Source organism: Pseudomonas oryzihabitans (genome assembly GCF_007665395.1).
Taxonomy (GTDB): domain Bacteria; phylum Pseudomonadota; class Gammaproteobacteria; order Pseudomonadales; family Pseudomonadaceae; genus Chryseomonas; species Chryseomonas psychrotolerans_C.
Window position 1 is genome coordinate 22,288 of record NZ_VDND01000016.1, and the last position, 23,220, is coordinate 45,507.

Below are 23,220 nucleotides of genomic sequence, written 5' to 3' on the forward strand. Positions count from 1 at the left end.
CCCATGCAAGAATCCAAGGTCAGCCGTCGGCTCCGGGAGGCCACCGCGCCCGAGGTCTGCGACTTCATCTACGCCCCGCGCCTGGCCGGCTTCGCCGAGGGCTTTCCCTATCTGGGCGACGTCAACAAGGCCCACGTGGTGATGCTCGCCGAGCAGGGCCTGATCGACCGCGCCCAGGCCGCCGCCCTGGCGCGCGGCATCCTCGAACTGGAAGCCGCGGGTCCTGGCGCGGTGCCCCTCGACCCGCTGCGCGAGGATGCCTACTTCAACTACGAAGCGGCGCTGATCGAACGCCTGGGCGCGGACGTCGGCGGGCGGCTGCACATCGGTCGCAGCCGCAACGACATCCTGGCCACCCTCGACCGACTGCGCGCCCGGGATGTCCTCGCCGAGGTGCTGGAGACGCTGCAGCAGGTGCGCGCCACGGCCCTGGAAGGTGCCGAGCGGCATGCCACCACGGTGATGCCGGGGCATACCCATCTGCAACCGGCGCAGCCGATCACCTATGGCTTCTATCTCGCGGGCGTGGCCCAGGCCCTGGAGCGCGACAGCCTGCGCCTGGCCACCACCCTCGACAGCATGAATCTGAGCCCGCTGGGCGCGGCGGCCTTCGCCGGGACGCCCTTCGCCATCGACCGGGCGCGTACCGCCGAGCTGCTCGGCTTCGACGGCTACCTGGACAACGCCCTGGATGCCGTGGCCTCGCGCGACTTCATCCTCGAAGGGCTGTCGCACCTGAGCCTGCTGGCGGTGTTCTGGAGCCGGGTGGCCCAGGACTATTTCGTCTGGGCCACCCATGAGTTCGGCTTGGTGGAGTTTCCCGACAGTGTCGCCGGTACCTCCAGCATCATGCCGCAGAAGAAGAATCCGGTGGTGCTGGAATACCTCAAGGGCCGCAGTGGTCACATCGCCGGATTGCTGATGGCCGCCACCATGACGGTCAAGGGCACCCACTTCAGTCACAGCGGCGATGCCAATCGCGAGGGGACCCGCGGCTTCTGGGAGGCCGCTGAGGAAACCTTGCGCTGCCTGCGGCTGCTGGATCTGGTGCTGCGGACGGCGGAGCCCGAGGCCGCGCGCGGACTGGAGCGCAGCGCCCGGGACTTTTCCACTGCCACCGGCCTGGCCGACCTCATCGTGCGCGACGGCGGGCTGTCGTTCCGCGAGGCGCACCATGTGGTGGGCGCCGTGGTGCGCCAGGCGCTGGACGCGGGCCTGCCCGCTTACGCCATCGACAGCGCCATGCTCGACCAGGCCGCCCAGGCGGTGATCGGTCGCCCGCTGGGGCTGGCTGCCGTGCGCGTCGGCGAAAGCCTGGACCCCATCGCCAACGTGGCGTCGCGGCAATCGCCCGGCGGCCCTGGTGCCCCGGCCCTGACGCGGACCCTGGCGGCCGCCCGGGCGCGCCTGACCCTGGAGCGGGAGCGCCAGGAGGCACGGCGGGCGCGGCAGGTGCAGAGCCAGGCGCGCCTGGACGCCAATCTGCGGGCGCTGAGCCAATGACCGCCCTGCTGAAGGTCCGGGGCCTGAGCAAGAGCTTCGGCGAGCAGCAGATCGTCCGCGGCGTGGACCTGGACGTCGCCGCTGGCGAGGTGGTGGTGGTCATAGGCCCCAGTGGCTCGGGCAAGTCGACCTTGATCCGTTGCCTCAACAGCCTGGAGGAGCCTTCGGCCGGCACCGTGGAGCTGGACGGCATCCCGGTGCACGCCGGCGATCGCCGCGCCCTGGCGACGTTGCGGCAGAAGGTCGGCATGGTCTTCCAGGACTACACCCTGTTCCCGCACCTCTCGGTGCTGCGTAACCTGACCCTGGCGCCGGTCAAGCTGGGGCGGCTCAGCGCTGCCGAGGCCGAGCGCCAGGCACGGGCGCTGCTGGCGCGGGTCGGTCTGGCGGACAAGGCCGATGCCCATCCCGCCGAACTCTCCGGCGGTCAGCAGCAGCGGGTGGCCATCGTCCGGGCGCTGGCCCTGCAGCCCCAACTGCTGTTGTTCGACGAGCCGACGTCGGCGCTGGATCCGGAAACGGTCAACGAGGTGCTGGCGATCATGAAGGACCTGGCCCGCGAGGGCATGACCATGATCGTGGTCACCCACGAGATGGGCTTCGCCCGCGAGGTGGCGGACCGGGTGCTGTTCTTCGACGGGGGTCGCATCCTCGAAAGCGGCGCCCCGGCGCAGGTGTTCAACGCGCCGCGGGAGGCCCGTACCCGGCAATTTCTCGCCAATGTGCTGCACTAGTAGCCGGTCATCTCCAGATAGCCCACGCCCTGGGCACTGCCTTCCACACTGACCGGGCCTTCCCAGTAGGGCGTGCCCAGGGCCATCCAGGCGTTGGGATTGACGGCGGCGATGCGCAGGTCGACGTTCCGGCCGGGTAGGGCGATGGACCAGCGGACCGGCACCTGGCGACCGGCCACGGGATGGGTGGCCAGCGGCATCAGGCGGATGTCGCCGGGATGCAGGGGCTGGTTGTGACCGTCGGGGGCGATCAGGTTGCCGAACAGGTAATGCTGGCCGTCCGCCTGGCGCAGGCGATAGAGCATCAGCTGGCGACCGTCGTCCAGGTGCAGGGAAAACCAGTCCCAGCCCAACTGGTCCGCCGCCAGGTGCTGGCTGCTCCATTCGCGGTCCAGCCAGGCCAGCCCTTTCACCGGCACGCGTCGCCCCTCGATCTCCAGTTCGCCCTGGGCCTGGAAAAAGGGCTGGCTGTAGTAGTAGGACGCCTGGCCGCTGGCGGATTTGCGACTCACCCCGCCTTCGCCCTGGAGCACCAGCGGCCCGCTGGCGGCGAGCTCCAGGCGGTAGCCGAAACCCGGACCCTGGGCTTGGACGCGTGCCTGGCCGGCCAGGTCGCCCTGCAGACGCCAGTCATCGATCCAGGCGGAGAAGGGCACGGCCGTCACTCCGGCCTGGCCAACCCCGCCACGCCCCTGGGTCTGGGCGGAGAACTGCCGGGTCTCGGTGGTGAGGCCGGCGTGGCCCAGCCAGAGATTGCCGTTGCCCCAGCCGGGCTGGTCGGCACTGGGGCGCAGGGCATTGCGGAACAGCGTCCACTGCACCCCGTAGCGGTGGCCTGCGGTATCGCTGAGGTTGGCGGTGACGTACCACCATTCGATCCGGAAATCCGGATGGGCACCGTGATCGGCGGGAAAGCTGAAGACCTTGCCGGAGATCACCGGAGCGAACTGCTCGCTGCCCTGGCCGAGGCCGGCGAAGCCGGTGGGCGCCGGCTGCTTATCGCAGCCGCTGAGGAGCAGGAGCGCGACCAGCAGGATCCTAGCGTTCATTGCCGAGTTCTCGCAGCAGATCCAGGGGTTGGCTGCGCTGCAGGCGCAGCAGCGGCCAGGCGGCGGCCAGCAGGGTCGCCAGCAGGGCGATCGCGGCGAGGGCCAGCAACTGCCCCGGAAAGACCTGCAGCGGCAGGCGCCAGCCAAAGGCCTGGACGTTGACCACGGCCACCAGGCACCAGGCGAGCAGGATGCCCAGGGGGATGGCCAGGGCCAGGGTCAGCAGGGCGAGTCCCAACAGTTGCCCCAGACTCAGCAGGATCAGCCGTGGCCGTTCTATCCCGAGCGCCCAGAGCGGCGCGAGCTGGCCGAGACGGCGTTGCGCCTGGCCGAGCAGGGCGATGAACAGCGCCAGGCCGGCCACCGCCAGGGTCAGGGCATTCAGCGCGGCGGTAGCGCTGAAGGTGCGCTCGAAGACCTGGTCGGCGTAGCGGCGCAACTGGCCCTGGTCGATGGAGCGACTGGCGTCCAGGCCGAAACGCTGCTGCAGGTCGGCGCGCACGGCATCCACCCGCTCGGGTGCCATGCGGATGACGATCCGGACCAGGCTGGCGTCCGGCCAGAGCGCGCGCAGTCGCTGCTTGGGCAGCAGCAGGTGGCCGCGGGGATTGCCGTAGTCGGCATAGGTGGCGAGTACCGGCGCGGACCAGCGACCCTGGCTGCCCAGCAGCTCGATCCGCTGACCCTTGGCCAGGTGCAGCCGCCGCGCCAGTTGCTCGCTGAGCATCACCCCGTCCCCGGCGAAGAACGGCGTCCAGGCGGCGCTGCCGGCATCGAGCAGCGGCCAGTGCTCGCGGTAGAGCGCCTCGTCCACCACGCCGCTCAGGGTGGTGGGCTGGCCTTGCAGACGGGTCTCCAGCTCGTAGACCGGCAGCACCGCGCGCACGCTCGGCTGGCGCGGTAGCCAGTCGAGCAGGGTGGTTGCCTGGGTGGCGTTTTCCGGACGCAGGTAAAGTTCGGCGGCCAGGCGCTGGTCAAGCCAGCCATCGAAGGTGCGGCGAAAGCCTTCGGTCATGCTGCCGGCGCCGACGTTGGCCGCCAGTGCCAGCAGCAGGGCCATGAGCGCCTGGGACAGCCCGGGGAGCTGCTGGCGGGCGTCGGCCAGGAACCAGCGCGCGAGGGGCCGCCGCGCCCGCCGCAACAGCAGATCCAGCAGCGCGCTGAGCAGCGGCGGCAAGGCCAGGGCGGCCGCCAGCAGCAGGCAGCCGAGCAGGGCCAGCCCACTGCCGAGGCTGTCGCCCCCTAGCAGCAGGCCGAGGCCCAGCAGACCCGCCAGCAGGGCGCCCACGGCCTGGCGCCGCAGCCAGCGACCGTGGGCGGCGCGCCAGGCCTCGCCCTGGGCCAGGGCCAGCAGGGGCAGCCGCGCCGCCCGCCACAGGCCGTCGGCACCGGCCAGCAGGGCGCCACCCAGGCTCAGGCCGAGACCGGCCAGCCACCAGGCGGGGCTCAGCGTCAGGGTGCCCGCCACCTCCGCCCCATAGAGGCCGCGCAGGCTGGCCGCAACGTCGGGCAGCAGCAGGGCGGCGAGGGTGTAGCCGCTGGCCACGCCCAGGGCGCCTGCCACCAGGGCGATGACGGCCAGCTCCAGGGCCAGCGCCAGGACCAGGGTCCGCGCGGAAAGCCCACAGGCACGCAGGGTACGCAGCAGGGGCCGACGCTGTTCCAAGGCCAAGCCGGTGGCGGCGTGGACGAGGAACAGGCCTACGGCGAAGGCCAGCAGGCCGAGTGCCAGGAGATTGAGGTGGAAGCTCGCGGTCAGGCGGTCCAGCTCGGCGCCTTGGTCGTTCTCCAGGCGGTGCAGCGGCGGTCCGTCCAGCACGGGCAGCTGTCGCTGGAAGGCCTTCGGCAGGATCAGTCGGGAAAGCTGGTCCGGTGCATCCAGCAGGTGCTGGGCCTGGCCAATGTCCACCACCAGGGTGCCGGGTGCCAGCCCCGCGCGGGGCTGCAGCGGCGGCAGCGGCTGGCCGTCGGCCCGCTGCAGCACCGCGCCGGCCTGGAGTCGCCACTCACGTAGCGTTTCCGGCGCGATCCAGGTCGCCCCGGTAGGGCTGAGAAAGTCGAGCAGGGCCTCGGGCGATGCACTGGCGGCGACGCCGCGGTCGCTGGGCAGGCTGACCGGCTCGATACCGAGCAGCGGCACCGGGTGGTCCCGTCCGACCAGCGCCAGGCGCCCCTGCAGGACGGGTGATACCGGCCACCCCTGGCGACGCAGGTCGACGAACAGCTGCTGGGCGAAGCGCTGGCCGTCCCGCGCCTCCAGGCTGGACTGGTCGGCGCCGAACAGGGCGCTGGCCTGGGCATAGCTCTGGCGGGCCTGGGCGTTGAGAGCCAGCACGCCGACCAGCAGGGTGGTGGCCAGCCAGAGTCCCGCCAGCAGTCCGGCGAGTTGCAGCGGATGCCGCCGCCAGTGGCTGGTGAGGCCGTGCAGGCTCCAGTAGAGCAGTCTCATGCGGGGGCCACGGCGGCGTCCCCGAGGCGTCCTCGTTCCAGGTGCAGGGTACGATCGAGCTGGCTGGCGATCCGCGCGCTGTGGGTCACCATCAGCAGGCTGCTGCCGGTCTCGGCCACCAGCTCCAGCAGCAGCGCCAGGGCCTGGTCACCACTGCTTTCGTCGAGATTGCCGGTGGGTTCGTCGGCGAGCAGCAGGGGCGGGCGCGAGGCGAGGGCCCGGCCCAGGGCCACGCGCTGCTGCTGGCCACCGGAAAGCTGTTCCGGATAGCGGTCGAGCAGGGCGGCCAGGCCCAGGCGGGCGGCCAATTCAGCCTGCCAGGCGGGATCGTGGCGGTTGGCCAGGCGTGCCTGGAAGGCGAGGTTGTCCGCCACGCTGAGACTGGCGATGAGGTTGAATTGCTGGAAGATCAGCCCGATGCCCTCGCGGCGCCAGGCCGCCAGGGCGCGCTCGTCGAGGCTGGACAGCTCGCGACTGGCGGCGACGATGCGCCCGCGATCGGGACGGTCGAGGCCGGCCACCAGGTGCAGCAGGGTACTCTTGCCGCTGCCCGACTCGCCCATGAGCGCGAGGCTGGCGCCGCGGGCGAGGCCGAGATCCAGGCCACGCAGAACCGGCAGCGGTCCCTGCGGTGTCGGGTAGCTCTTGTGCAGATCGGTGATGGTCAGCATCGCGCCTCCCGCGCCGGCCGTGGTCTGTAATCGACCGGGACCCGGCAGCGACGTTCAGCGCCGTCAGCCGCGCTTGCCCTTGGTCTTGCCGGCCTTTTCGTCTTCCGCGCGTTGCAGGCGCTCGCACTTGCGCACCATGGTGAGGTAGTAGACGGCACTGCCGGCGAAGAGGATGACGGGGAGCGCCAGGGACATTTCCAGCAGGTCGCCAGGGAAGGCGGTTGGCACCCAGTGGTGATAGAGCAGGATGCCGATACCCAGCAGCACCGAGTACAGCAGGCCGTAGCCACCGGCCTTGCGCGATTCGCGGGCGAGGTCGAGAGGCGAGCGATTGAGATCGTTGGGCTCGAACATGAAAGTCTCTGGCAGGCACTGAAGAAGGCGCTAGTCTAGCGCCTGGACTCGCGCCGGTCGCCTCCGGCCAGGCGCCCCGGACAAGACGTCGCAGGGCGTGCCTGCACCTCGTTCACGCGATGTTCAGGCAGACCTAAGCTTGAAATCTTATCCTTTGCAGCCATTTAGAGGCCTGGCGATGGCAAGCGAGCAGGTCTCCTTGTAAGCTCGATCAGTTATTTGAACGCGCATAGTGCGCACGGATAAGGAATCAACATGAAACAGTATCGGTTGGCAGCAGCGGTGGCCCTGGTGGGTCTGGTTCTGAGCGGCTGCGACTCCAAGCCCAAGGTCGAGCTGGAAAGCCCGGCCCAGAAGGCGTCCTACGGCATCGGCCTGAACATGGGCAAGAGCCTGGCCCAGGAAGGTATCGATGACCTGGATCCCAAGGCCGTCGCCCTGGGTATCGAGGACGCGGTAGGCAAGAAGGACCAGAAGCTGACCGATCAGCAGCTCACCGAGGCCTTCGCCGCCCTGCAGAAGCGTGCCGAAGAGAAGATGACCAAGGTCAGCGAAGACAACGCCAAGGTCGGCAAGAAGTTCCTCGAAGAGAACGGCAAGAAGCCTGGCGTGATCACCACCGCCTCCGGCCTGCAGTACGAAGTGGTCAAGAAGGCCGACGGCCCGCAGCCCAAGCCCACCGACGTGGTCACCGTGCACTACGAGGGCAAGCTGGTCGATGGCACCGTGTTCGACAGCTCCATCAAGCGCGGCACCCCGATCGACCTGCCGGTCAACGGCGTGATCCCGGGCTGGGTCGAGGCGCTGCAACTGATGCACGTCGGCGAGAAGATCAAGCTCTACATCCCCTCCGAGCTGGCCTACGGCGCCCAGAGCCCGAGCCCGGCGATTCCGGCCAACTCCGTGCTGGTGTTCGACCTGGAACTGCTTGGCATCAAGGACGCCGCCGCGGCGGACGCCGAGGATGCCCCGCCGGCCCCGGCCGCCGACGCCCCGGCCGCTGCCGAAAAGGCCCCGGCCAAGAAGTAACACGGACCCCGTCCACTGACGCCCTGCTTGCAGGGCGTTTTACATTGGGCGTTGGGAAACCCGCGACCACCGCTGCGATCAAAGTACAGGTGCGTAGCATCCGGCCCCGCCGATGCCGCGCCTGGTCCTTCCCACCTGCGAGGTATCCATGAAGCCGCCGAAGAATTTCGATCGCTACCTTGGCCTGGCCCAGCGCCTGCTGATCCGCGGCCGGCTGCCGGCGCTGCTGCTGGGCGTGGCGCGCAAGACCAGCAAGCGCGGTCTCAAGCTGGGCGAGGCGCGCGATACCCTCGGCCTGTTCCACCAACTGCTGCTGGCCTGGTGGCGTGGCCAATACCGGGGCGTCAGCCGCAAGACGTTGCTGACCGTGGCCGGCGGCCTGGTCTATTTCCTGCTGCCCATCGACCTGATCCCCGACTGGGTGCCCATGTTCGGCCTGCTCGACGACCTCGCCGTCCTGGCCTGGGTCGGCAAGGCCTGCAGCGGCGAACTCGACGCCTTCCGCAGCTGGCGCGACAACCGATCCGCTAGCCAGCAGGCGGCCTTGGCGGCCCTGCCCGACAAACACGAGCGCGCCGCCCCGGGTGTCGCCCTCGACCAATTGCGAGACTGACCGGGCTTGAGTGTACGCATCAGTCGCCAGCACTGGCTGGCCCTGCTCGACGAACTGGAAAGCGCGCGACGCAGCCGCAGCCTGCTGACCTACCGCTCGGTGATCGAACGGCTGGGGCTACCCCAGCCGGCCATGGTGACCCTCACCAAGGCCCTGGAGTACCTCGCGGCCCTGGATCGGCGGGAAGGGCGGCCGCTGCGCAGTGCGCTGGTGGTCAGCCAGAGCGGCACCCGCCTTCCCCGCGAAGGCTTCTTCGACTGCGCCCTGCGCCTCGGTGCCCTGGAGGGTCCGCCGCAGGTGAGCGATGCGGTCAGCTGGCATGCGGCCGAGGTCACCCGGGTGTTCGAGCACCGCTATCCCGATCACCGCCTGGAAACCTAGGCTCAGGCGCGCATCAGGTGCAGGCTGTAGCCGGGCACCTTCTTGGCGTTGCGCTTGGCTTCCGAGGCCAGGCCGGCCAGGGCGCTGGCATCGACGCGCTGGCCGGCGTCCCGGTCCAGCTCCACCACGCCGAGGGACAGCGACAGCAGCGGGTACTCCCGCCGGCGCCCGTCCCTGTCGTAGGCGAGGAAACATCCGGCTTCCAGGTGCTCGCTGCGGTAGAAGTGCCGGCACCGTTCCTGGAAGGCCGCCATCAGGCCATTCAGCCGGCGCCGCCAGTCCGGCGAGCCGAGGACCACCAGGAAGTCGTCACCGCCGATATGGCCGACGAAGTCCTGCTGCGGATCCAGCCGCTCGGAGAGGGTCTGGGCCAGGCAGAGCAGCACCTCGTCCCCCTTGGCATAGCCATAGAGATCGTTGAACGGCTTGAAGCCATCGATATCGACATAGCACACCACCGCTTCGCGGCGCTGGTCCAGCAAGCGGGTCAGGCATTGCTGGATGGGTACGTTGCCGGGCAGCTGGGTCAGCGGATTGGCGTGCTTGGCCTGCTGGATACGTTGCTCGGTGATCAGGCGCAGGACATCCATCACCCGCCCGACGCCGATATAGCGGCCGCCTTCGGTGATGATGAAATCCTCTTCGATACGCTGGCGAGCGCGTGCGGTGAGCAGGCGGCTGACCTGTTGCAGGGACTGGCTCGACTCGGTGGCCAGGAAGTCCTGGCTCATCAGCCGGGCGATGGGCTTGCGCGCGAACACCTCGTGGGCGAACGGCTTGAGCAGCGCCGAACTGAGCTCGTGGTGGTGGACGATGCCCACGGGGAGATCATCCTCATTGACGACCGCCAGGGTGTTGAGGTTGGGCTGCAGGCGGAAGCGCTCCAGGACATCGAGGATCAGCATGTCCTGGCCGACCGCCACCTGCTCCACCCGCAGGCTGGCCACGGTGGTCGACTCCTCGGCGAGATCCGCACTGCGGGTGACCATGGCTGGCAGCAGGGTCTGGATCTCGCGCGGCGGCGTCGCCGTCGGACGGCCCAGCAGATAGCCCTGGACCAGGTCGATGCCCATGCTCGCCAGGGTCGAGAGTTCTTCGTGGGTCTCGATCCCCTCGGCGATCACCTGCGCCCGGGAGGCCTCGGCCATCTTCAGGATGGAGCCGACGAATTCGCGCTTCACGGCGTCGCGATGGATGGATTCGATGAAGTGCCGGTCGATCTTGACGAAGTCAGGGCGTAGCTCCGACCAACGCCTCAGGCTGGAATAGCCCGCGCCGAGATCGTCTAGTGCAATGGAAAAGCCCATGGCCCGGTAGTGGTGCAGGGCCGTGGCCAGCAGGGCGAAGTCGTCGATGGGCGCCTGCTCGGTCAGCTCGATCACCACCTGGGCCGGCGAGAGGCCCAGGCGCTGCAGCAGCTTTAGCGTCTGGCCCGACTGGTGCGCCGGTTCCAGCAGGGTCTCCGGACAGACGTTGAGGAACAGCAGGCCCTCCAGCGCCAGGTCGCGAAAGCCCTGGCAGGACTGCTGGCGCGCGGCGATCTCCAGCTCGGACAGGCGGCCGGCCTGGCGCGCGGTGGCGTAGAGCGGCAGGGGCGAGTGCAGGGGCGTATTGGAGGCACCGCGGATCAGCGCCTCGTAGCCGAGGATGCGTCTTTCGCTCAGCGACGCGATAGGTTGAAAGAGCGAATGCAACTCGCGGTTGGCAAGAATGCGATCCAACACTCCAGCCTGGTCGTTCAGCGTCATGGTCAGCCTGCAGGAACCCGAAAACGAAAATGCCCGGGGGCCGCACATGGCGGCCCCCGGGCATTTCACGACAGACAGATGACGCTTTGATGTCAGCGCTTGGGCGGCGTCTGGCTCAGGTCGAGATAGTCCAGCAGCACATGCCCCGATTCCATCAGGTAGGCGTCGTCCTGGGGTTTGGTCTTGTCGTCGTCGATCGCCGGGTTGTCCTCGTCGATCTTCTTCAGCTCCTTGAGCGGTGCCTCACCCTTGCCCTGGCGGCGCTGGTTTTCCATCGCCAGCTGGCGATTGTCCAGCGCGGTCTGCTCGGCGCGGCGCTTCTGCTCGTCGAGGCTGACGGTGGTGTCGGCCGCCAACTCCTGGGCCAGCTTCAGCCGCTCGCGGGCGAAGATGAAGTCAGGATCCTTCTGGGCCCGGGCATCGTGCCGCTTGACCAGCTCCGCCAGGTAGGGCGCGAAGGGATCGGTCAGGCCGGTGACCGCCGGGGCGATGGTATCCCAGGGCATGGAGTCGGGCAGGGCGCTCTCGCCGATCTGCTTGGTATCCACCACCGCCGGATAGTCGATGTCCGGCAGCACGCCCTGGTGCTGGGTGCTCTGGCCGGAGACGCGATAGAACTTGGCGATGGTCAGCTTGAGTTCGCCGTGGTTCAGCGGCTGGATGGTCTGCACGGTGCCCTTGCCGAAGGTCTGGCCGCCGACGATCAGCGCCCGGTGATAGTCCTGCATGGCGCCGGCGAAGATTTCCGACGCCGAGGCCGAGAGGCGATTCACCAGCACGGTCAGCGGACCCTTGTAGAAGGCGCCGCCTTCGTCGTCGGCCAGTACCTCGACCTTGCCATCGCCGTTGCGCACCAGCACGGTGGGACCCTGGTCGATGAACAGGCCGGTCAGCTCGGTGGCTTCCTGCAGCGAGCCCCCGCCGTTGTTGCGCAGGTCGATGACGATACCGTCGACCTTTTCCTTTTGCAGCTCGCCGATGAGCTTCTTCACGTCACGCGTGGTGCTCTTGTAGTTCGGATCGCCGGCGCGATAGGCCTTGAAGTCCAGGTAGAAGGCCGGTACGTCGATCACGCCGAGCTTGTAGTGCTTGCCCTCGTGGGGCACGTCGATGACGTGCTTCTGCGCGGCCTGCTCCTCGAGCTTGACCGCTTCGCGGGTGATGGCGACCACCTTGGTCTTCTGGTCGTTCGGCGCATTGCTGGCCGGGATGATCTCCAGCCGCACCTTGGAGCCCTTGGGCCCGCGGATCAGCTTGACCACCTCGTCCAGGCGCCAGCCGATCACATCGACCATTTCGCCATCGCCCTGGGCGACGCCGACGATCTTGTCCGCCGGGGCGATCTGCTTGGACTTGTCCGCCGGGCCGGCCGGGACCAGGCGCAGGATCTGCACGTAGTCGTTGTCGTTCTGCAGCACCGCGCCGATGCCTTCGAGCGACAGGCTCATGTTGATGTCGAAGTTCTCCGCGCTTTCCGGCGAGAGATACTGGGTGTGCGGGTCGTAGGACTCGGCGAAGGCGTTGATGTAGGTCTGGAAGACGTCCTCGCCGCGGGTCTGGTTGAGACGCGCCAGCTGGTTCTTGTATCTCTTGGTCAGTTGCTGCTGGATCTGCTGGTCGGTCTTGCCGGACAGGCGCAGCCGCAGCACCTCGTCCTTGAGCTTGCGATGCCAGAGGTCATCCAGCGCCGCGGTATCGGTCGGCCAGGCCGCCTTTTCGCGGTTGGTGTTGAAGGACTCGTCGACGGTGAAGTCGAGCTTGCCGATACCGGCGTTGAGCAGCCCCAGGCCATAGTTGAGCCGCTCGGTCATGCGCTGGGCATAGCGGCGGTAGATGGCGAAGCCCGGCTCGAGGTTGCCCTGCTTGAGGTAGTCGTCGAAGCGGGTGCGCGAGGCATCGAATTCGCGGATGTCGGCGGCGTTGAAATACAGCCGCGCAGGATCAAGCATCTTCAGGTAGCTGTCGTAGATCTTGATCGACTGGGCGTCGTTGAGCGGCGGCTTGCTGTAATGATGGCGCTTGAGCAGTTCGACGATGTTGAGGCTGGCGATGACCTGGTCGCGGTCGGGTTGCAGCTTGTCGACACCAACCGGTGAGTTGGACTTGGCGAAGAGGGGAGTTGCGCTGACGCCAAGCAGGACAACGAGGGCGGTACGGGACAAGAGCTGCTTCATGTGTATTCGACTAATGCACGGAAAGGAATAGGCTATAGGCCCTTCCCGGCCCGGGCGGTTCCGCGGCCAGGGGAAGTATGAGGGGCGCTGACGAAAGTCGTCTGACGGCGGTCTGAAGGGCAGCGGCAAGCGGAAGGGGTGGCTGAGACAGCCCTACGTCTTCCGGTCCGCTCGACACCCGCAGAACCCGCCGGCGCAGGCGCTTTTCGTCAAAGCCTGAGCCACTATGGAGGCACCGTGAACGCATTGCAAGGTATCGAAGGGCAACTGGAATGGCAGTCACTGAGCGCTCGCGCTCTGGCGCCGGGGGAAATCCGTATCAAGGTGGCGGCTGCTGGTCTCAACCGCGCCGACCTGCTGCAATTGGCGGGCAACTATCCACCGCCACCGGGCGCCCCGGCTACCCTGGGGCTGGAATGCGCCGGGGTGGTCAGCGAGACCACCGCCGAGTCGCGCTGGCAGGTCGGTGACCGGGTCTGCGCCCTGCTTGCCGGTGGGGGCATGGCCAGCGAGGTGGTGGTGGACGGCCGCCAGGCCGCCTCCGTGCCGGCGGGCCTGTCGCTGATCGAGGCGGCGGCGCTGCCGGAAGTCTGGGCGACCGCTTGGAGCAACCTGTTCGACCTGGCCGCCCTGCAACCCGGCGAGAAGGTGCTGTTGCACGCCGGCGCCAGTGGCGTCGGCTCGGCCGCCATCCAGCTGTGCAAGGCCTTCGGCAATCCCTGCTGGGTCAGTGTCGGCTCCCAGGAGCGCCTGGCCCACTGCGAGCGCCTTGGCGCCGAGGGCGGGGTGCTGCGCAAGACCGATCTGGAGGGGCTGCGTGATTTCGCGCCCTTCAACGTCATCCTCGATCCGGTCGGTGCGGGCTATGCGCCGCTCAACCTGGACCTGCTGGGGCAGGATGGCCGCTGGGTGCTGATCGGCCTCATGGGCGGCCGCGAAGCGGAACTGGATTTCGCCAAGGTGCTCGGCAAGCGGATCCGCATCATCGGCTCGACCCTGCGCAACAGGCCCGTGGAGTTCAAGGCCAAGACCCTGAGATCGCTGGAAGCCAAGGTCTGGCCGCTGTTCGCCGAGGGCAAGCTGGCGGTCAACCTGGAGCGCCGCTTCTCCGCCCAGAACGCCGAAGCCGCCTTTGCCGCCTTGGAAAGCAACGAGGTGAACGGCAAGGTGGTGCTGGTGCTGGACGAGGGGCTCGAATAGGACGAGTCAGCGCCCATCGATCGCTGCCAGGGCGGTCCGCAGATTGGGCGTAGGTGAGCATAGGTTGGGTTGAGCGAAGCGAAGCCCAACGGGTCTTGCGCGGAGCCGGCTATGTTGGGCTTCGACGGTGGAGCCGTCTCAACCCAACCTACGGAAACACCAGCAACCTTAAGGAGCGGGCGTAGGTTGGGTTGAGCGAAGCGAAGCCCAACGGGGGCTGCCTCGGGATGTAAGTGATGTTGGGCTTCGACGATGAAGCCGTCTCAACCCAACCTACGAAAACACCAGCAACCCCAAGGAGCGGCCGTAGGTTGGGTTGAGCGTAGCGAAGCCCAACGGGTCTTGTGCGGATCCGCCAATGTTGGGCTTCGACGGTGGAGCTGTCTCAACCCAACCTACGAAAACACCAACAACCCGTAGGGGCGGGCGTAGGTTGGGTTGAGCGCAGCGAAGCCCCACAGGGACTGCCTGGGGATGCTCGTGATGTTGGGCTTCGACGATGAAGCCGTCTCAACCCAACCTACGAAAACACCAGCAACCTCAAGGAGCGGGCGTAGGTTGGGCTGAGCGCAGCGAAGCCCAACGGGTCTTGCTCAGGCTGCCGCGATGCAAGTTACCGCCAGCTGAGGATCGGCCAACCGGCCTGAGTAGCACGCTCACGCAATACCGGATCCGGGTTGACCACGTGCGGTTTGCCCACCGCTTCGAGCAGCGGCAGGTCGTTGCGTGAGTCGGAATAGAAGCTGGCGCTGGCGAGCAGGCTGCGGTCGCCGTTCAGCAGCTCCAGCAGGCGGGTCAGCTTGCCTTCGCGATAGGTCATGACACCCTCCACCTGGCCGCTGTAGACGCCATGGCTGACCTGCAGGTCGATGGCCAGCACCTCTTCCACGCCCAGCCGCTCGGCGATGGGCTCCACCAGGTGGACCCCCGAGGCCGAGACGATGATCACCCGGTCGCCAGCGGCGCGATGGGCGGCGATGCACTTCATGGCATCGCTGAAGATCAGGGGTTCGATGACGTCCTCGACCCAGGGCCCGACCTCGAAGTCCACTTCCTCGGGGGTGCGGCCCACCAGGGGTTCGAGGTGGAAGGCCATGTAGTCTTCCATGGCCAGTTCACCTTGGGCATAGGCCGCCATGAGTTCGCCGTCACGGCGTACGAAGGACTCGCGGTCGACCCAGCCGAGCACGCCCAGTTGTCGGCTCCAGAGGCTGGAACAGTCACCGTCGATGAGGGTTTCGTCGAGATCGAAAATCGCCAGGGTCATGCCACTTCTCTCAGGCTGTCGGAATCGACGGCCAGGGTGACGCCTGTACCGTTCGGCTGCAAGGCCGACGGGCCATGGTTGAGAACGTCGACATTGAGTTCGCAGGCCTCGGTGGCGATGCGGTAGCGGATGACATTGCCCAGCAGGCTGTGGCCGACGATACGCCCGGCGATGCCGCCAGGGACGCCGAGGCGGATGGCCTCGGGCCGGATCGCCACCTGGCGCTGAAAGGCGTGGCCGAACAGGCGGCTGGCCTGGTCGGCGCTGAGCAGGTTGTAGTTGCCGATGAAGCCGGCGGCGAAGGCGTCCACCGGGGCGGTGTAGAGGGTCTCGGCGTCGCCGCTCTGGACGATCCGCCCCTCACGCATCAGCACGATGCGGTCGGACAGGGTAAGGGCCTCTTCCTGGTCGTGGGTGACGAACACCGTGGTCAGGCCCAGCTCCTGCTGGATAGCGCGGATCTGTTCGCGCAGGTGGCGACGGATGCGGGCGTCCAGCGCCGACAGCGGCTCGTCCAGCAACAGCAGCCGCGGCCGCACGATCAGCGAGCGGGCCAGGGCCACCCGCTGGCACTGGCCACCGGACAGCTGGTGCGGATAGCGTTCGGCGAAGCCGGTCAGTTCCACCAGGGTCAGCGCCTCGGTCACCCGTTGGCGGACCTCGTCCCGCGCCAGGCGCTGCATGCGTAGGCCGAAGGCGACGTTCTGTTCCACTGTCATGTTGGGGAACAGCGCATAGCTCTGGAACACCATGGCGATGCCGCGGCGCTGTGGCGCCAGGTGGGTGATGTCCTGGCCCGCCAGCACGATGGCACCGCGGTCGACCTCGGTGAGACCGGCCAGGCAGCGCAGCAGGGTGGACTTGCCGCAGCCCGAGGGGCCGAGCAGGGTCACCAGTTCGCCTTGTTCCGCGTGGAATTCGATATCGGTGAACAGGGTGTTGGCGCCGTAGCGCTTGTGCAGTCCCTTGACCGCGAGATAGCTCATGTCCGCTCCCGATTCAGGCGATTGGCGATCCAGGTCATCAGCAGCACCGCGAGGAAGTAGGAGATGACCAGCGCGCTGGTGAGGTGGCCGCTGCCGTTGCGCAGGTTGTAGAGATAGATCTGCAGCGTCTCGTAGCGGGTGCCCACCAGCAGGTTGGCGAAGACGAATTCGCCGATGAGGAAGGAGAAGGACAGGAACAGCGCCACCATCAGTCCGGTGCGCAGGTTGGGCAGGATCACCAGTAGGGCGGCGCGCCAGGAGCTGGCGCCGAGCAGGTGGGCGGCGTCCATCAGGTCGCGCAGGTTGAGCGCCTGCAGGTTGTTGCTGATCGCCCGGTACATGAAGGGCAGGGCGATGGTGAAGTAGCAGAACACCAGGATCCAGGGCGTGCCGGTGAGCAGCAGCGGACCACTGGCGTAGAGCTGCAGCAGCCCGACCGCCGAGACCACCGGGGGCACGGCGAAGGGCAGCAGGATCAGCACGTTCATCAGGGCGTCCAGTCGCGGGAAGTGATAGGCGATGGCGAACATGGCCGGCAGGATCAGCACGCAGGAGAGCGCCAGGGCGCCGAAGCAGATCGCCAGGGAGCGGCCGAAGGCGGCCAGGAAGCGCGGGTCGCTCCACAGCTGCAGGTACCACTTGAGGGTGAAGCCGGCCGGCAGCAGGGTTGCCGACCACTGGGTGGCCAGGGAGTAGACCAGCGTCGCCGCCAGGGGCGCGACCAGGATCAGGAACAGCAGCCAGACCACCAGGCGATGATAGAGGCGCTCAGCTCTGGACATGGCGACTCCGCTTCAGCAGCCACTGGTGCACGAGGGTGATGAGGGTCATGAAGGCTACCAGCAGCATGGCCAGGGCCGCGGCCAGGTTGGGCTCGAGATAGATGTCGCCGGAGACCAGGGCGGCGATGCGCACCGGCACCACGTTGAAGTTGCCGACGGTGAGGGCGTAGACGGTGGCGTAGGCGCCGAGGGCGTTGGCCAGCAGGATGATGAAGGTCCCGACCAGCGCCGGACTGAGCACCGGCAGGCCGATGTGCCGCCAGTACTGCCAGGTGCCGGCACCGAGCAGCGCCGCCGCGTCGCGCCAGTCCTGCTTGAGCGCTTCGAAGGCGGGGAACAGCAGCAGGACGCCCAGGGGAATCTGGAAGTAGGTATAGATGAGGATCAGCCCGCCCTTGGTGTAGAGGTTGAAGCCTTCGATCAGGCCCAGCTGCTTGAGCGCCAGGGTCAGGCAGCCATTGATGCCCAGCAGGATGATGAAGGCGAAGGCCAGCGGCACCCCGGCGAAATTGCTGGTCATGTTGGTGAAGGCCACCACGAAGCCGCGTAGGCGCGAGTCCACGCGGGTCAGCGAATAGGCCCCGACCAGGGCGATGAGCAGGCCGCAGACGCTCGACCAGAGCGAGATCTCCAGGGAAAAGCGGATGGCCTGCAGATAGAAGGGCGAACCCAGGATCTCGCCATAGTTGGCCAGGCCCCAACCGCTTTCGCTGGAGTTGAAGCTGTTGAGGGCGATCCAGGCCAGGGGTGCCAGCTGGAAGGCGCCGAACACCAGCAGGAAGGGCAGGATCAGCAGCAGGGCGAGCCAGGGCCGCTTCATGCCAGCAGGTCCTGGCAGTGGGGCTTGTCATGGGTGAGGCCGAGCAGGCTGCACACCGTGCCGCAGATCTCCACCTGGCGCGGCGCGGCGTCCGCCAGGGAGAAGCCCTGGCCGAAGACGAACAGCGGCACCTCGCGCTCTTCCGGCAGGATCCCGCCATGGCTGCGGTCGTCGTTCATGCCGTGGTCGGCGGTCACCAGTACCTGGTAGCCGGCGTCCAGCCAGGCCGGCAGGTAGTGGGACAGCAGACCATCGGCACGGCGCGCGGCATTGCGGTACTCCGGACTGGACAGGCCATGCTTGTGGCCGGCGTCGTCGATGTTCATCGGATGCACCAGCAGGATGTCCGGCGCATGGGCCAGGCGCAGGTGCTCGGCATCGTCGAACAGGTGGGAATCCGGATAGTGATCGGCGTAGTAGAAGTGCCCGTGCTGGATCGGCAGGGCTGGGTCGCTGACATGCCTGTCGCGGGCCGCGTCGAAGGGGCTGCGGTTGTAGAGTTCGCTGACCCAGTGATAGGCGGCGGCCGCCGTGGTGAGGCCACCGGCCCGGGCCAGGTGGAACAGGCTGGTCTGGTTGGAGAGCCGGCTCACGCCGTTGTGGACGATGCCGCTGCTCACGGGCGGCACCCCGGTGAGCAGGCATTCGTAGAGTGGGCGGGAGAGCGAGGGCAGCTCGCACTCCAGGCGATAGAGGCGACCCCGGCCGGCCAGGCACAGGGCCTGGAGAAAGCCGAGTCCGTGCTCGGCGACTCTCAGGGCGAGTCCGTCCAGGACGACCAGGATGACCTTCATGGCATCACTGCTGCATGTTGATCAGGACGCGCTCCTGCCACAGCCGCGGCAGGCGCTTGGAGGTCTCTTCCCAGGCCTTGGCATCGGCGATGGGACGGGCCTTGGCGTATTGCGCCTGGGGCAGCAGCTTGGCTTGCACCTCGGCCGGCAGGGTCAGGTGCTCGGCACGGATCGGCCGGGCATAGCCCTGGGCCAGGTTGATCTGGCCGGCATCGGAGAAGATGTACTCACGGGCCAGCTTGGCGGCGTTGGGGTGCTTGGCGTACTTGTTGATGATGGTGGTATAGCCGGAGGTCACCGAGCCGTCGGACGGGATCAATACCTCGAAGCGCGAACGGTCGATCTGGTCGCGATAGTTCAGGGCGTTGAAGTCCCAGATCACCCCGACTTCCACTTCGCCCTTCTCGATGTTGGCCACCACCGGGTTGGTGAAGGACAGTCGGCCCTGCTTGGCCAGCTTGGCGAAGAAGTCCAGCGCTGGCTGGATGTTCTTCTCGTCGCCGCCGTTGGCGTAGGCTGCGGCCAGGACGCCGCTCACCGCCTGGGAGGCCGCGCTGACGTCGCCGATGGTGACCTTGTAGCTGCCCTTGAGCAGGTCGGCCCAGGAATGGGGGACGTCCTTGACCGTCTGCTTGTTGACGATGAAGGCGATGGTCCCGGTGTAGGCCAACGCCCAGTGGCCGTCGCTGTCCTTGGCCCAGCTCGGTACCTGGTCCCAGGTGCTGGGCTTGTAGGGCTGGGTAACACCCTTCTGCACGGCGATGGGGCCGAAGGAAGCACCCACGTCGCCGATGTCGGCGGAGGCGTTCTCACCCTCGGCGGCGAACTTGGCGATCTCCTGGGCCGAACTCATGTCGGTATCCTGGTGCTTGAGCCCGTATTTCTGTGCCAGGTCCTGCCAGGTGCCTTTCCAGTTCGCCCAGGTATCGGGCATGCCGACGCTGTTCACCTCGCCTTCCTTGCGGGCGGCGGCTTCGAGGTCCTTGAGATCGGCGGTAGCGGCGAACGCGGTACCGGCCTGTAGCGCTACGGCAGTGGCCAACAGGGAAGCGAGCAGACGGGTCATACAGGTGCTCCAGGGTGAGGGCTTGGTCTAGTTCAGCAAGACACAGGCCAATCTAGGAGTCAGGTATGACGATTTGATGGCAAAGCGCCCGCCACTGGCGGTGGCACGGGCACTGCAGTCGTCACCTGACGGTCATCTGGCCGGCCTAGTCTCGTTCAAAACCCTTGCGGAGGCGTTCCGGGTGCACCAATCCGATACTGGTCTAGTCCAAAGAAGTGCGCCCGGTGCCGGCGCCATCCGCCAGGCGCTGCAGGAGCAGATCGCCCACGGCCTGCTGCCCGCCATGGAACGCTTGCCCTCCGAGCGCCAGCTGAGCGAACTCTTCGCCACCACCCGGATCACCCTGCGCGACGCCCTGTTGCAGCTGGAAGCCCTGGGGCTGATCTATCGCGAGGAGCGGCGCGGCTGGTTCGTCGCGCCCCCGCGGGTCGCCTACAACCCGCTGGCGCGGACGCACTTCCATGCCATGGTGGAGGCCCAGGGGCGCCGCCCGGCCACCGAGGTGCTGGCGGCGCGGCAGATGCTGGCGTCGGCGGAGGTGTGCCGGCTGCTGGAGTTGCCGGCGTTGTCCAGCGTCTACCAGATCCGGCGGGTCCGGCGCATCGACGGGCGGCTGGTGCTCTATGTCGAGCACTATCTGAATGCCGCCTATTTTCCCGGCCTGCTGGAGCACGACCTGCAGCTGTCCCTCACCGAGCTGTACCGCGACCACTACGACATCCGCTACGGCGAGGTGCGCTTCGAGATCCTGCCCACGGCCCTGCTGCCCGAGGCGGCCCTGGCACTGCGGGCGGCCCAGGGCAGCCCGGCCTTGCACATCACCCGCATCAATCACGACCAGCAAGGCCGGCTGATCGACTGCGACCTGGAGTTCTGGCGGCATGACGCCATCCAGGTCAGGGTCGAGGTGCCGGACTAGCCGGGGCTCAGAGCGGCAGCGCGGAGCTGGCGTAGAAGGCCATCAGCACCTTGATCAGGTAGCCCAGGTCGTGGCTGCCGGCCAGTTCGCGGATGGAGTGCATGGCGAAGGTCGGCAAGCCGATGTCGACGGTGCGCACGCCCAGCTGCCCGGCGGTGAGCGGGCCGATGGTGGAGCCGCAACCCATGTCGCTGCGCACCACGAAGCTCTGCACCGGCACCTCTTCGCGCTGGCAGAGGTCGCGGAAGAAGGCCGCGGTCTCGCTGCTGGTGGCGTAGCGCTGGTTGGCATTCACCTTGATCACCGGTCCGCCGTTCAGCCGCGGGCCGTGGTTGTCGTCGTGCTTGTCGGCGTAGTTGGGGTGCACGCCGTGGGCGTTGTCCGCGGAGATCAGCAGCGAGCGCTGGATCGTCCGGGTGTAGGCGTCCCCGGCAGGCAGCAGGCGCTGCAGCACCTGCTCCAGGAAGGGGCCGTCGGCGCCACAGCAGGAGGTGGAACCCACTTCCTCGTGGTCGGTGCAGACCAGCACGGCATTCTCGTCGCCGTCGCTCGCCAGCAGGGCTTGCAATCCGGCGTAGCAGGACAGCAGGTTGTCCAGGCGGGCCGCGGCGATGAAGTCGTCGTCCAGGCCGACCAGGGCGGCGGGCTGGACGTCATAGAAGCTCAGCTCGAAATCCAGCACCTCGGCGTTGCCGATGCCATGCTCCTGCTGCAGGCGCGCCGCCAGTAGCACGCGGAAGTCGCGGCGCTCGCCACTCGGGACCTGCGCCAGGATCGGCGGCAATTCGTTCTGGGCATTGATGGCCCAGCCCTGGTTGGCCTCGCGGTTGAGGTGGATGGCCAGGTTAGGAATGATCGCCAGCGGCTTGCGGAAATCCACCAGGCGGCTCTGCACGCGCCCCTCGACGCGGAAGGTCACCCGCCCGGCCAGGGAAAGGTCGCGGTCGAACCAGGGAGCCATCAGCAGGCCGCCGTAGACTTCCACGCCGAGCTGCCAGAAACCCTGGCGGTACAGCTCCGGCTGGGGCTTGACCTTGAGGCAGGGGCTGTCGGTGTGGGCGCCGACCAGGCGCAGGCCGCGCTCCAGCGGTTGGCCGCCGAGGCGCACGGCGATCAGCGAGGAATCGTTGCGGGTGACGTAGTAGCGCCCGCCGGGCTGCACGGACCAGCTTTCCCGTTCGTCCAGCCGCTCATAACCAGCCGCTTCGAGGCGCTGGGCGAGACTGGCGGTGGCATGGAAGGGGGTGGGGGAACTGGAGAGGAAATCGACGAGGCCTTGGATCTGATCGGTACTCATGAATGACTCCGGACGACGAGGCGTCCAGTCTAGGTTCTGCACCCCGGGGAGTCGAGCACGGTACCGCGTGCAGCGGGCCGCGGCGCTCAGCGCCGACGCAGCACCAGGTGATGGATATGCCAGTGCTTGGGCTGGCCGACGGCGGTCTGGCCGTCCTCTTCTTCTTCGCGGTGCTGGAGGACCTCCCAGTCCTGCAGCAGCGGCGGCAGGTCGGCGGGCGTGACTACCGTCACCCCCTTGCTGGACCAGCCGTCTCTTTCCCCGAAGAGCTGGCCGCAGAAGAGACCTCCGGGGCGAGTCGCCGCGGTGATCCGCATCCAGAGGTCAAGGAACTGGGCCGGCTGGCAGAAGGGCAGGGCGAAGCTCGAATTGACTAGCTCATAGCGGGCCAGCGCCAGCGTTTCGAAGCGGGCCTGCCGGAGTTCCAGCTGGGCGTGCAGGGATTCCGGCGCGCGCCGCCGGAGTTCTGCCAGGGCTTCGGCCTCGGTATCCACCGCCAGCACCCGCCAGCCGCGCTCCAGCAGCGTCAGGGTATCGCGCCCGGTGCCGCAGCCTAGGTCCAGCGCGAGCCCCGGCGCTCCTGGCCAGAGGGCCAGCGCCTGCAGCAGGGTGTCACGCGGACCGCCGCCGGCGGTGGCGGCGTAGTAGGACGTCCAGTGCGACAAGGGCAGCGCTCCTCGGCGGTAGGTCGGTAAGCCAGCGCCCGCCGGCGGGTCAGAAGGGCGCGGGACTGGTGAAGCTCATTCGCTCGCCCGAGGTGGGGTGGGTCAGCGCCAGCAGGCTGGCATGCAGGCAGAGTCGCGGCCGGAGCGCCAGCGCCTCGCCCTGGGCATAGAGCTGATCGCCCAGCAGAGGATGGCCGATGCTCAGCATATGGACGCGCAGCTGGTGGGAACGTCCGGTGATGGGGGTGAGCTCGACCCGGCTGTAGTGGCCATGGCGCTCCAGCACCTGCCAGAAGGTCAGGGCATGGCGCCCTAATTCGTGGTCCACCACATGGCGCGGCTTGGTCGGCGGATCGTAGCGCAGCGGCAATTCGATGCGGCCGCTGTTGGCGTCCGGCTCGCCCCAGCACAGCGCGGTATAGGCCTTTTCCGTCTCGCGGTCGTGGAATTGCCGCGACAGCTCGCGATGGCTGTCGGCATCCCGCGCCAGCACGATGACGCCGGAGGTCTCCCAGTCCAGGCGGTGCACGATGCGCGCCTCGGGATAGCCGTTTTCCTGTAGACGGGTCACCAGGCAGTCGCGATTATCCTCGGCGCGGCCGGGCACCGAGAGCAGCAGGGTAGGCTTGTCGACCACCAGCAGGGCGGCGTCCTGGTGGATGATGCGGATGTTGGACAGGGGCATGGGGTTCCTCGGGGCCCGGTATCGAACTGCCGCG

22 protein-coding genes are annotated in these 23,220 nt (G+C 67.8%); 7 read left to right on the top strand and 15 right to left on the bottom strand.

Annotation, left to right across the window (positions count from 1 at the left end):
- Nucleotides 1-3: 3 nt before the first annotated feature.
- Complete coding sequence (argH, locus tag FSV73_RS23820) at nt 4-1,503, top strand: argininosuccinate lyase (protein WP_145012521.1); 1,500 nt, start codon at nt 4-6, stop codon at nt 1,501-1,503.
- Complete coding sequence (locus tag FSV73_RS23825) at nt 1,500-2,237, top strand: amino acid ABC transporter ATP-binding protein (protein WP_145012524.1); 738 nt, start codon at nt 1,500-1,502, stop codon at nt 2,235-2,237. The genes argH and FSV73_RS23825 overlap by 4 nt, the downstream gene beginning before the upstream one ends.
- Here FSV73_RS23825 and FSV73_RS23830 read toward each other — a convergent pair.
- The 4 genes from FSV73_RS23830 to FSV73_RS23845 form a co-directional block, all read right to left on the bottom strand.
- Nucleotides 2,234-3,286, bottom strand: a complete 1,053-nt coding sequence (locus FSV73_RS23830) for a lipocalin-like domain-containing protein (protein ID WP_145012527.1) — start codon at nt 3,284-3,286, stop codon at nt 2,234-2,236. The two genes, FSV73_RS23825 and FSV73_RS23830, sit on opposite strands and share 4 nt — an antisense overlap.
- A complete protein-coding gene (locus tag FSV73_RS23835; RefSeq protein WP_145012530.1) occupies nt 3,276-5,735 on the bottom strand; it encodes an FtsX-like permease family protein in 2,460 nt (819 codons plus the stop codon). The genes FSV73_RS23830 and FSV73_RS23835 overlap by 11 nt, the downstream gene beginning before the upstream one ends.
- On the bottom strand, nt 5,732-6,406 hold the full coding sequence (locus FSV73_RS23840) for an ABC transporter ATP-binding protein (RefSeq protein ID WP_145012533.1): 675 nt from the start codon (nt 6,404-6,406) through the stop codon (nt 5,732-5,734). Before FSV73_RS23840 ends, FSV73_RS23835 begins: the two co-directional genes overlap by 4 nt.
- Nucleotides 6,407-6,469: 63 nt before the next feature.
- On the bottom strand, nt 6,470-6,760 hold the full coding sequence (locus tag FSV73_RS23845) for a hypothetical protein (protein ID WP_145012536.1): 291 nt from the start codon (nt 6,758-6,760) through the stop codon (nt 6,470-6,472).
- A 255-nt stretch (nt 6,761-7,015) separates the two neighbouring features.
- Between FSV73_RS23845 and FSV73_RS23850 the strand changes: the two genes are divergently transcribed.
- The 3 genes from FSV73_RS23850 (at nt 7,016) to FSV73_RS23860 (ending at nt 8,783) form a co-directional block, all read left to right on the top strand.
- Nucleotides 7,016-7,789 carry an FKBP-type peptidyl-prolyl cis-trans isomerase gene (locus FSV73_RS23850; RefSeq protein WP_145012539.1) on the top strand — a complete coding sequence of 258 codons (774 nt, stop codon included), beginning with the start codon at nt 7,016-7,018 and terminating at the stop codon, nt 7,787-7,789.
- 148 nt (nt 7,790-7,937) lie between these two features.
- Nucleotides 7,938-8,402: a YkvA family protein gene (locus FSV73_RS23855; RefSeq protein ID WP_145012542.1), complete on the top strand. Its 465-nt coding sequence runs from the start codon at nt 7,938-7,940 to the stop codon at nt 8,400-8,402.
- 6 nt (nt 8,403-8,408) lie between these two features.
- Nucleotides 8,409-8,783: a hypothetical protein gene (locus tag FSV73_RS23860; protein ID WP_145012545.1), complete on the top strand. Its 375-nt coding sequence runs from the start codon at nt 8,409-8,411 to the stop codon at nt 8,781-8,783.
- A gap of 2 nt (nt 8,784-8,785) precedes the next feature.
- Here the strand turns inward: FSV73_RS23860 and FSV73_RS23865 are convergent, their stop codons facing one another.
- Nucleotides 8,786-10,531: a bifunctional diguanylate cyclase/phosphodiesterase gene (locus FSV73_RS23865; RefSeq protein WP_145012550.1), complete on the bottom strand. Its 1,746-nt coding sequence runs from the start codon at nt 10,529-10,531 to the stop codon at nt 8,786-8,788.
- A gap of 92 nt (nt 10,532-10,623) precedes the next feature.
- Nucleotides 10,624-12,705 carry a carboxy terminal-processing peptidase gene (locus tag FSV73_RS23870; protein WP_145012553.1) on the bottom strand — a complete coding sequence of 694 codons (2,082 nt, stop codon included), beginning with the start codon at nt 12,703-12,705 and terminating at the stop codon, nt 10,624-10,626.
- A 237-nt stretch (nt 12,706-12,942) separates the two neighbouring features.
- Between FSV73_RS23870 and FSV73_RS23875 the strand changes: the two genes are divergently transcribed.
- Entirely contained in the window at nt 12,943-13,905 is a 963-nt protein-coding gene (locus FSV73_RS23875) for an NAD(P)H-quinone oxidoreductase (RefSeq protein ID WP_186309327.1), read from the top strand.
- A 613-nt stretch (nt 13,906-14,518) separates the two neighbouring features.
- On the opposite strand, the gene FSV73_RS23880 is transcribed toward FSV73_RS23875, so the two are convergent.
- Genes FSV73_RS23880 through FSV73_RS23905 form a run of 6 tightly spaced genes read right to left on the bottom strand, consistent with a single transcriptional unit; the run spans nt 14,519 to nt 19,620 of the window.
- Nucleotides 14,519-15,172, bottom strand: a complete 654-nt coding sequence (locus FSV73_RS23880; protein ID WP_145012555.1) for an HAD family hydrolase — start codon at nt 15,170-15,172, stop codon at nt 14,519-14,521.
- A complete protein-coding gene (locus FSV73_RS23885; RefSeq protein WP_145012558.1) occupies nt 15,169-16,158 on the bottom strand; it encodes an ABC transporter ATP-binding protein in 990 nt (329 codons plus the stop codon). Before FSV73_RS23885 ends, FSV73_RS23880 begins: the two co-directional genes overlap by 4 nt.
- On the bottom strand, nt 16,155-16,940 hold the full coding sequence (locus FSV73_RS23890) for an ABC transporter permease (protein WP_145012562.1): 786 nt from the start codon (nt 16,938-16,940) through the stop codon (nt 16,155-16,157). Before FSV73_RS23890 ends, FSV73_RS23885 begins: the two co-directional genes overlap by 4 nt.
- Nucleotides 16,927-17,760 carry an ABC transporter permease gene (locus tag FSV73_RS23895; RefSeq protein ID WP_145012565.1) on the bottom strand — a complete coding sequence of 278 codons (834 nt, stop codon included), beginning with the start codon at nt 17,758-17,760 and terminating at the stop codon, nt 16,927-16,929. The genes FSV73_RS23890 and FSV73_RS23895 overlap by 14 nt, the downstream gene beginning before the upstream one ends.
- Complete coding sequence (locus FSV73_RS23900) at nt 17,757-18,554, bottom strand: alkaline phosphatase family protein (RefSeq protein ID WP_145012568.1); 798 nt, start codon at nt 18,552-18,554, stop codon at nt 17,757-17,759. The genes FSV73_RS23895 and FSV73_RS23900 overlap by 4 nt, the downstream gene beginning before the upstream one ends.
- 4 nt (nt 18,555-18,558) lie before the next feature.
- Entirely contained in the window at nt 18,559-19,620 is a 1,062-nt protein-coding gene (locus tag FSV73_RS23905; protein ID WP_145012573.1) for an ABC transporter substrate-binding protein, read from the bottom strand.
- A gap of 181 nt (nt 19,621-19,801) precedes the next feature.
- Here FSV73_RS23905 and FSV73_RS23910 point away from each other — a divergent pair, with 181 nt between their 5' ends.
- A complete protein-coding gene (locus FSV73_RS23910) occupies nt 19,802-20,539 on the top strand; it encodes a UTRA domain-containing protein (RefSeq protein ID WP_145012576.1) in 738 nt (245 codons plus the stop codon).
- Nucleotides 20,540-20,546: 7 nt separating this feature from the next.
- Here FSV73_RS23910 and FSV73_RS23915 read toward each other — a convergent pair whose 3' ends face one another.
- The 3 genes from FSV73_RS23915 to FSV73_RS23925 form a co-directional block, all read right to left on the bottom strand.
- Nucleotides 20,547-21,836 (bottom strand): M18 family aminopeptidase, encoded by a 1,290-nt coding sequence (locus FSV73_RS23915; RefSeq protein WP_145012580.1) that lies wholly within the window; start codon nt 21,834-21,836, stop codon nt 20,547-20,549.
- 86 nt (nt 21,837-21,922) lie between these two features.
- The gene (locus tag FSV73_RS23920; protein WP_145012583.1) at nt 21,923-22,501 is read right to left on the bottom strand and encodes a class I SAM-dependent methyltransferase; all 579 of its coding nucleotides are present in this window, start codon (nt 22,499-22,501) and stop codon (nt 21,923-21,925) included.
- Between the two features lie 49 nt (nt 22,502-22,550).
- Nucleotides 22,551-23,186 carry an RluA family pseudouridine synthase gene (locus FSV73_RS23925; RefSeq protein ID WP_145012586.1) on the bottom strand — a complete coding sequence of 212 codons (636 nt, stop codon included), beginning with the start codon at nt 23,184-23,186 and terminating at the stop codon, nt 22,551-22,553.
- Between the last annotated feature and the right edge of the window lie 34 nt (nt 23,187-23,220).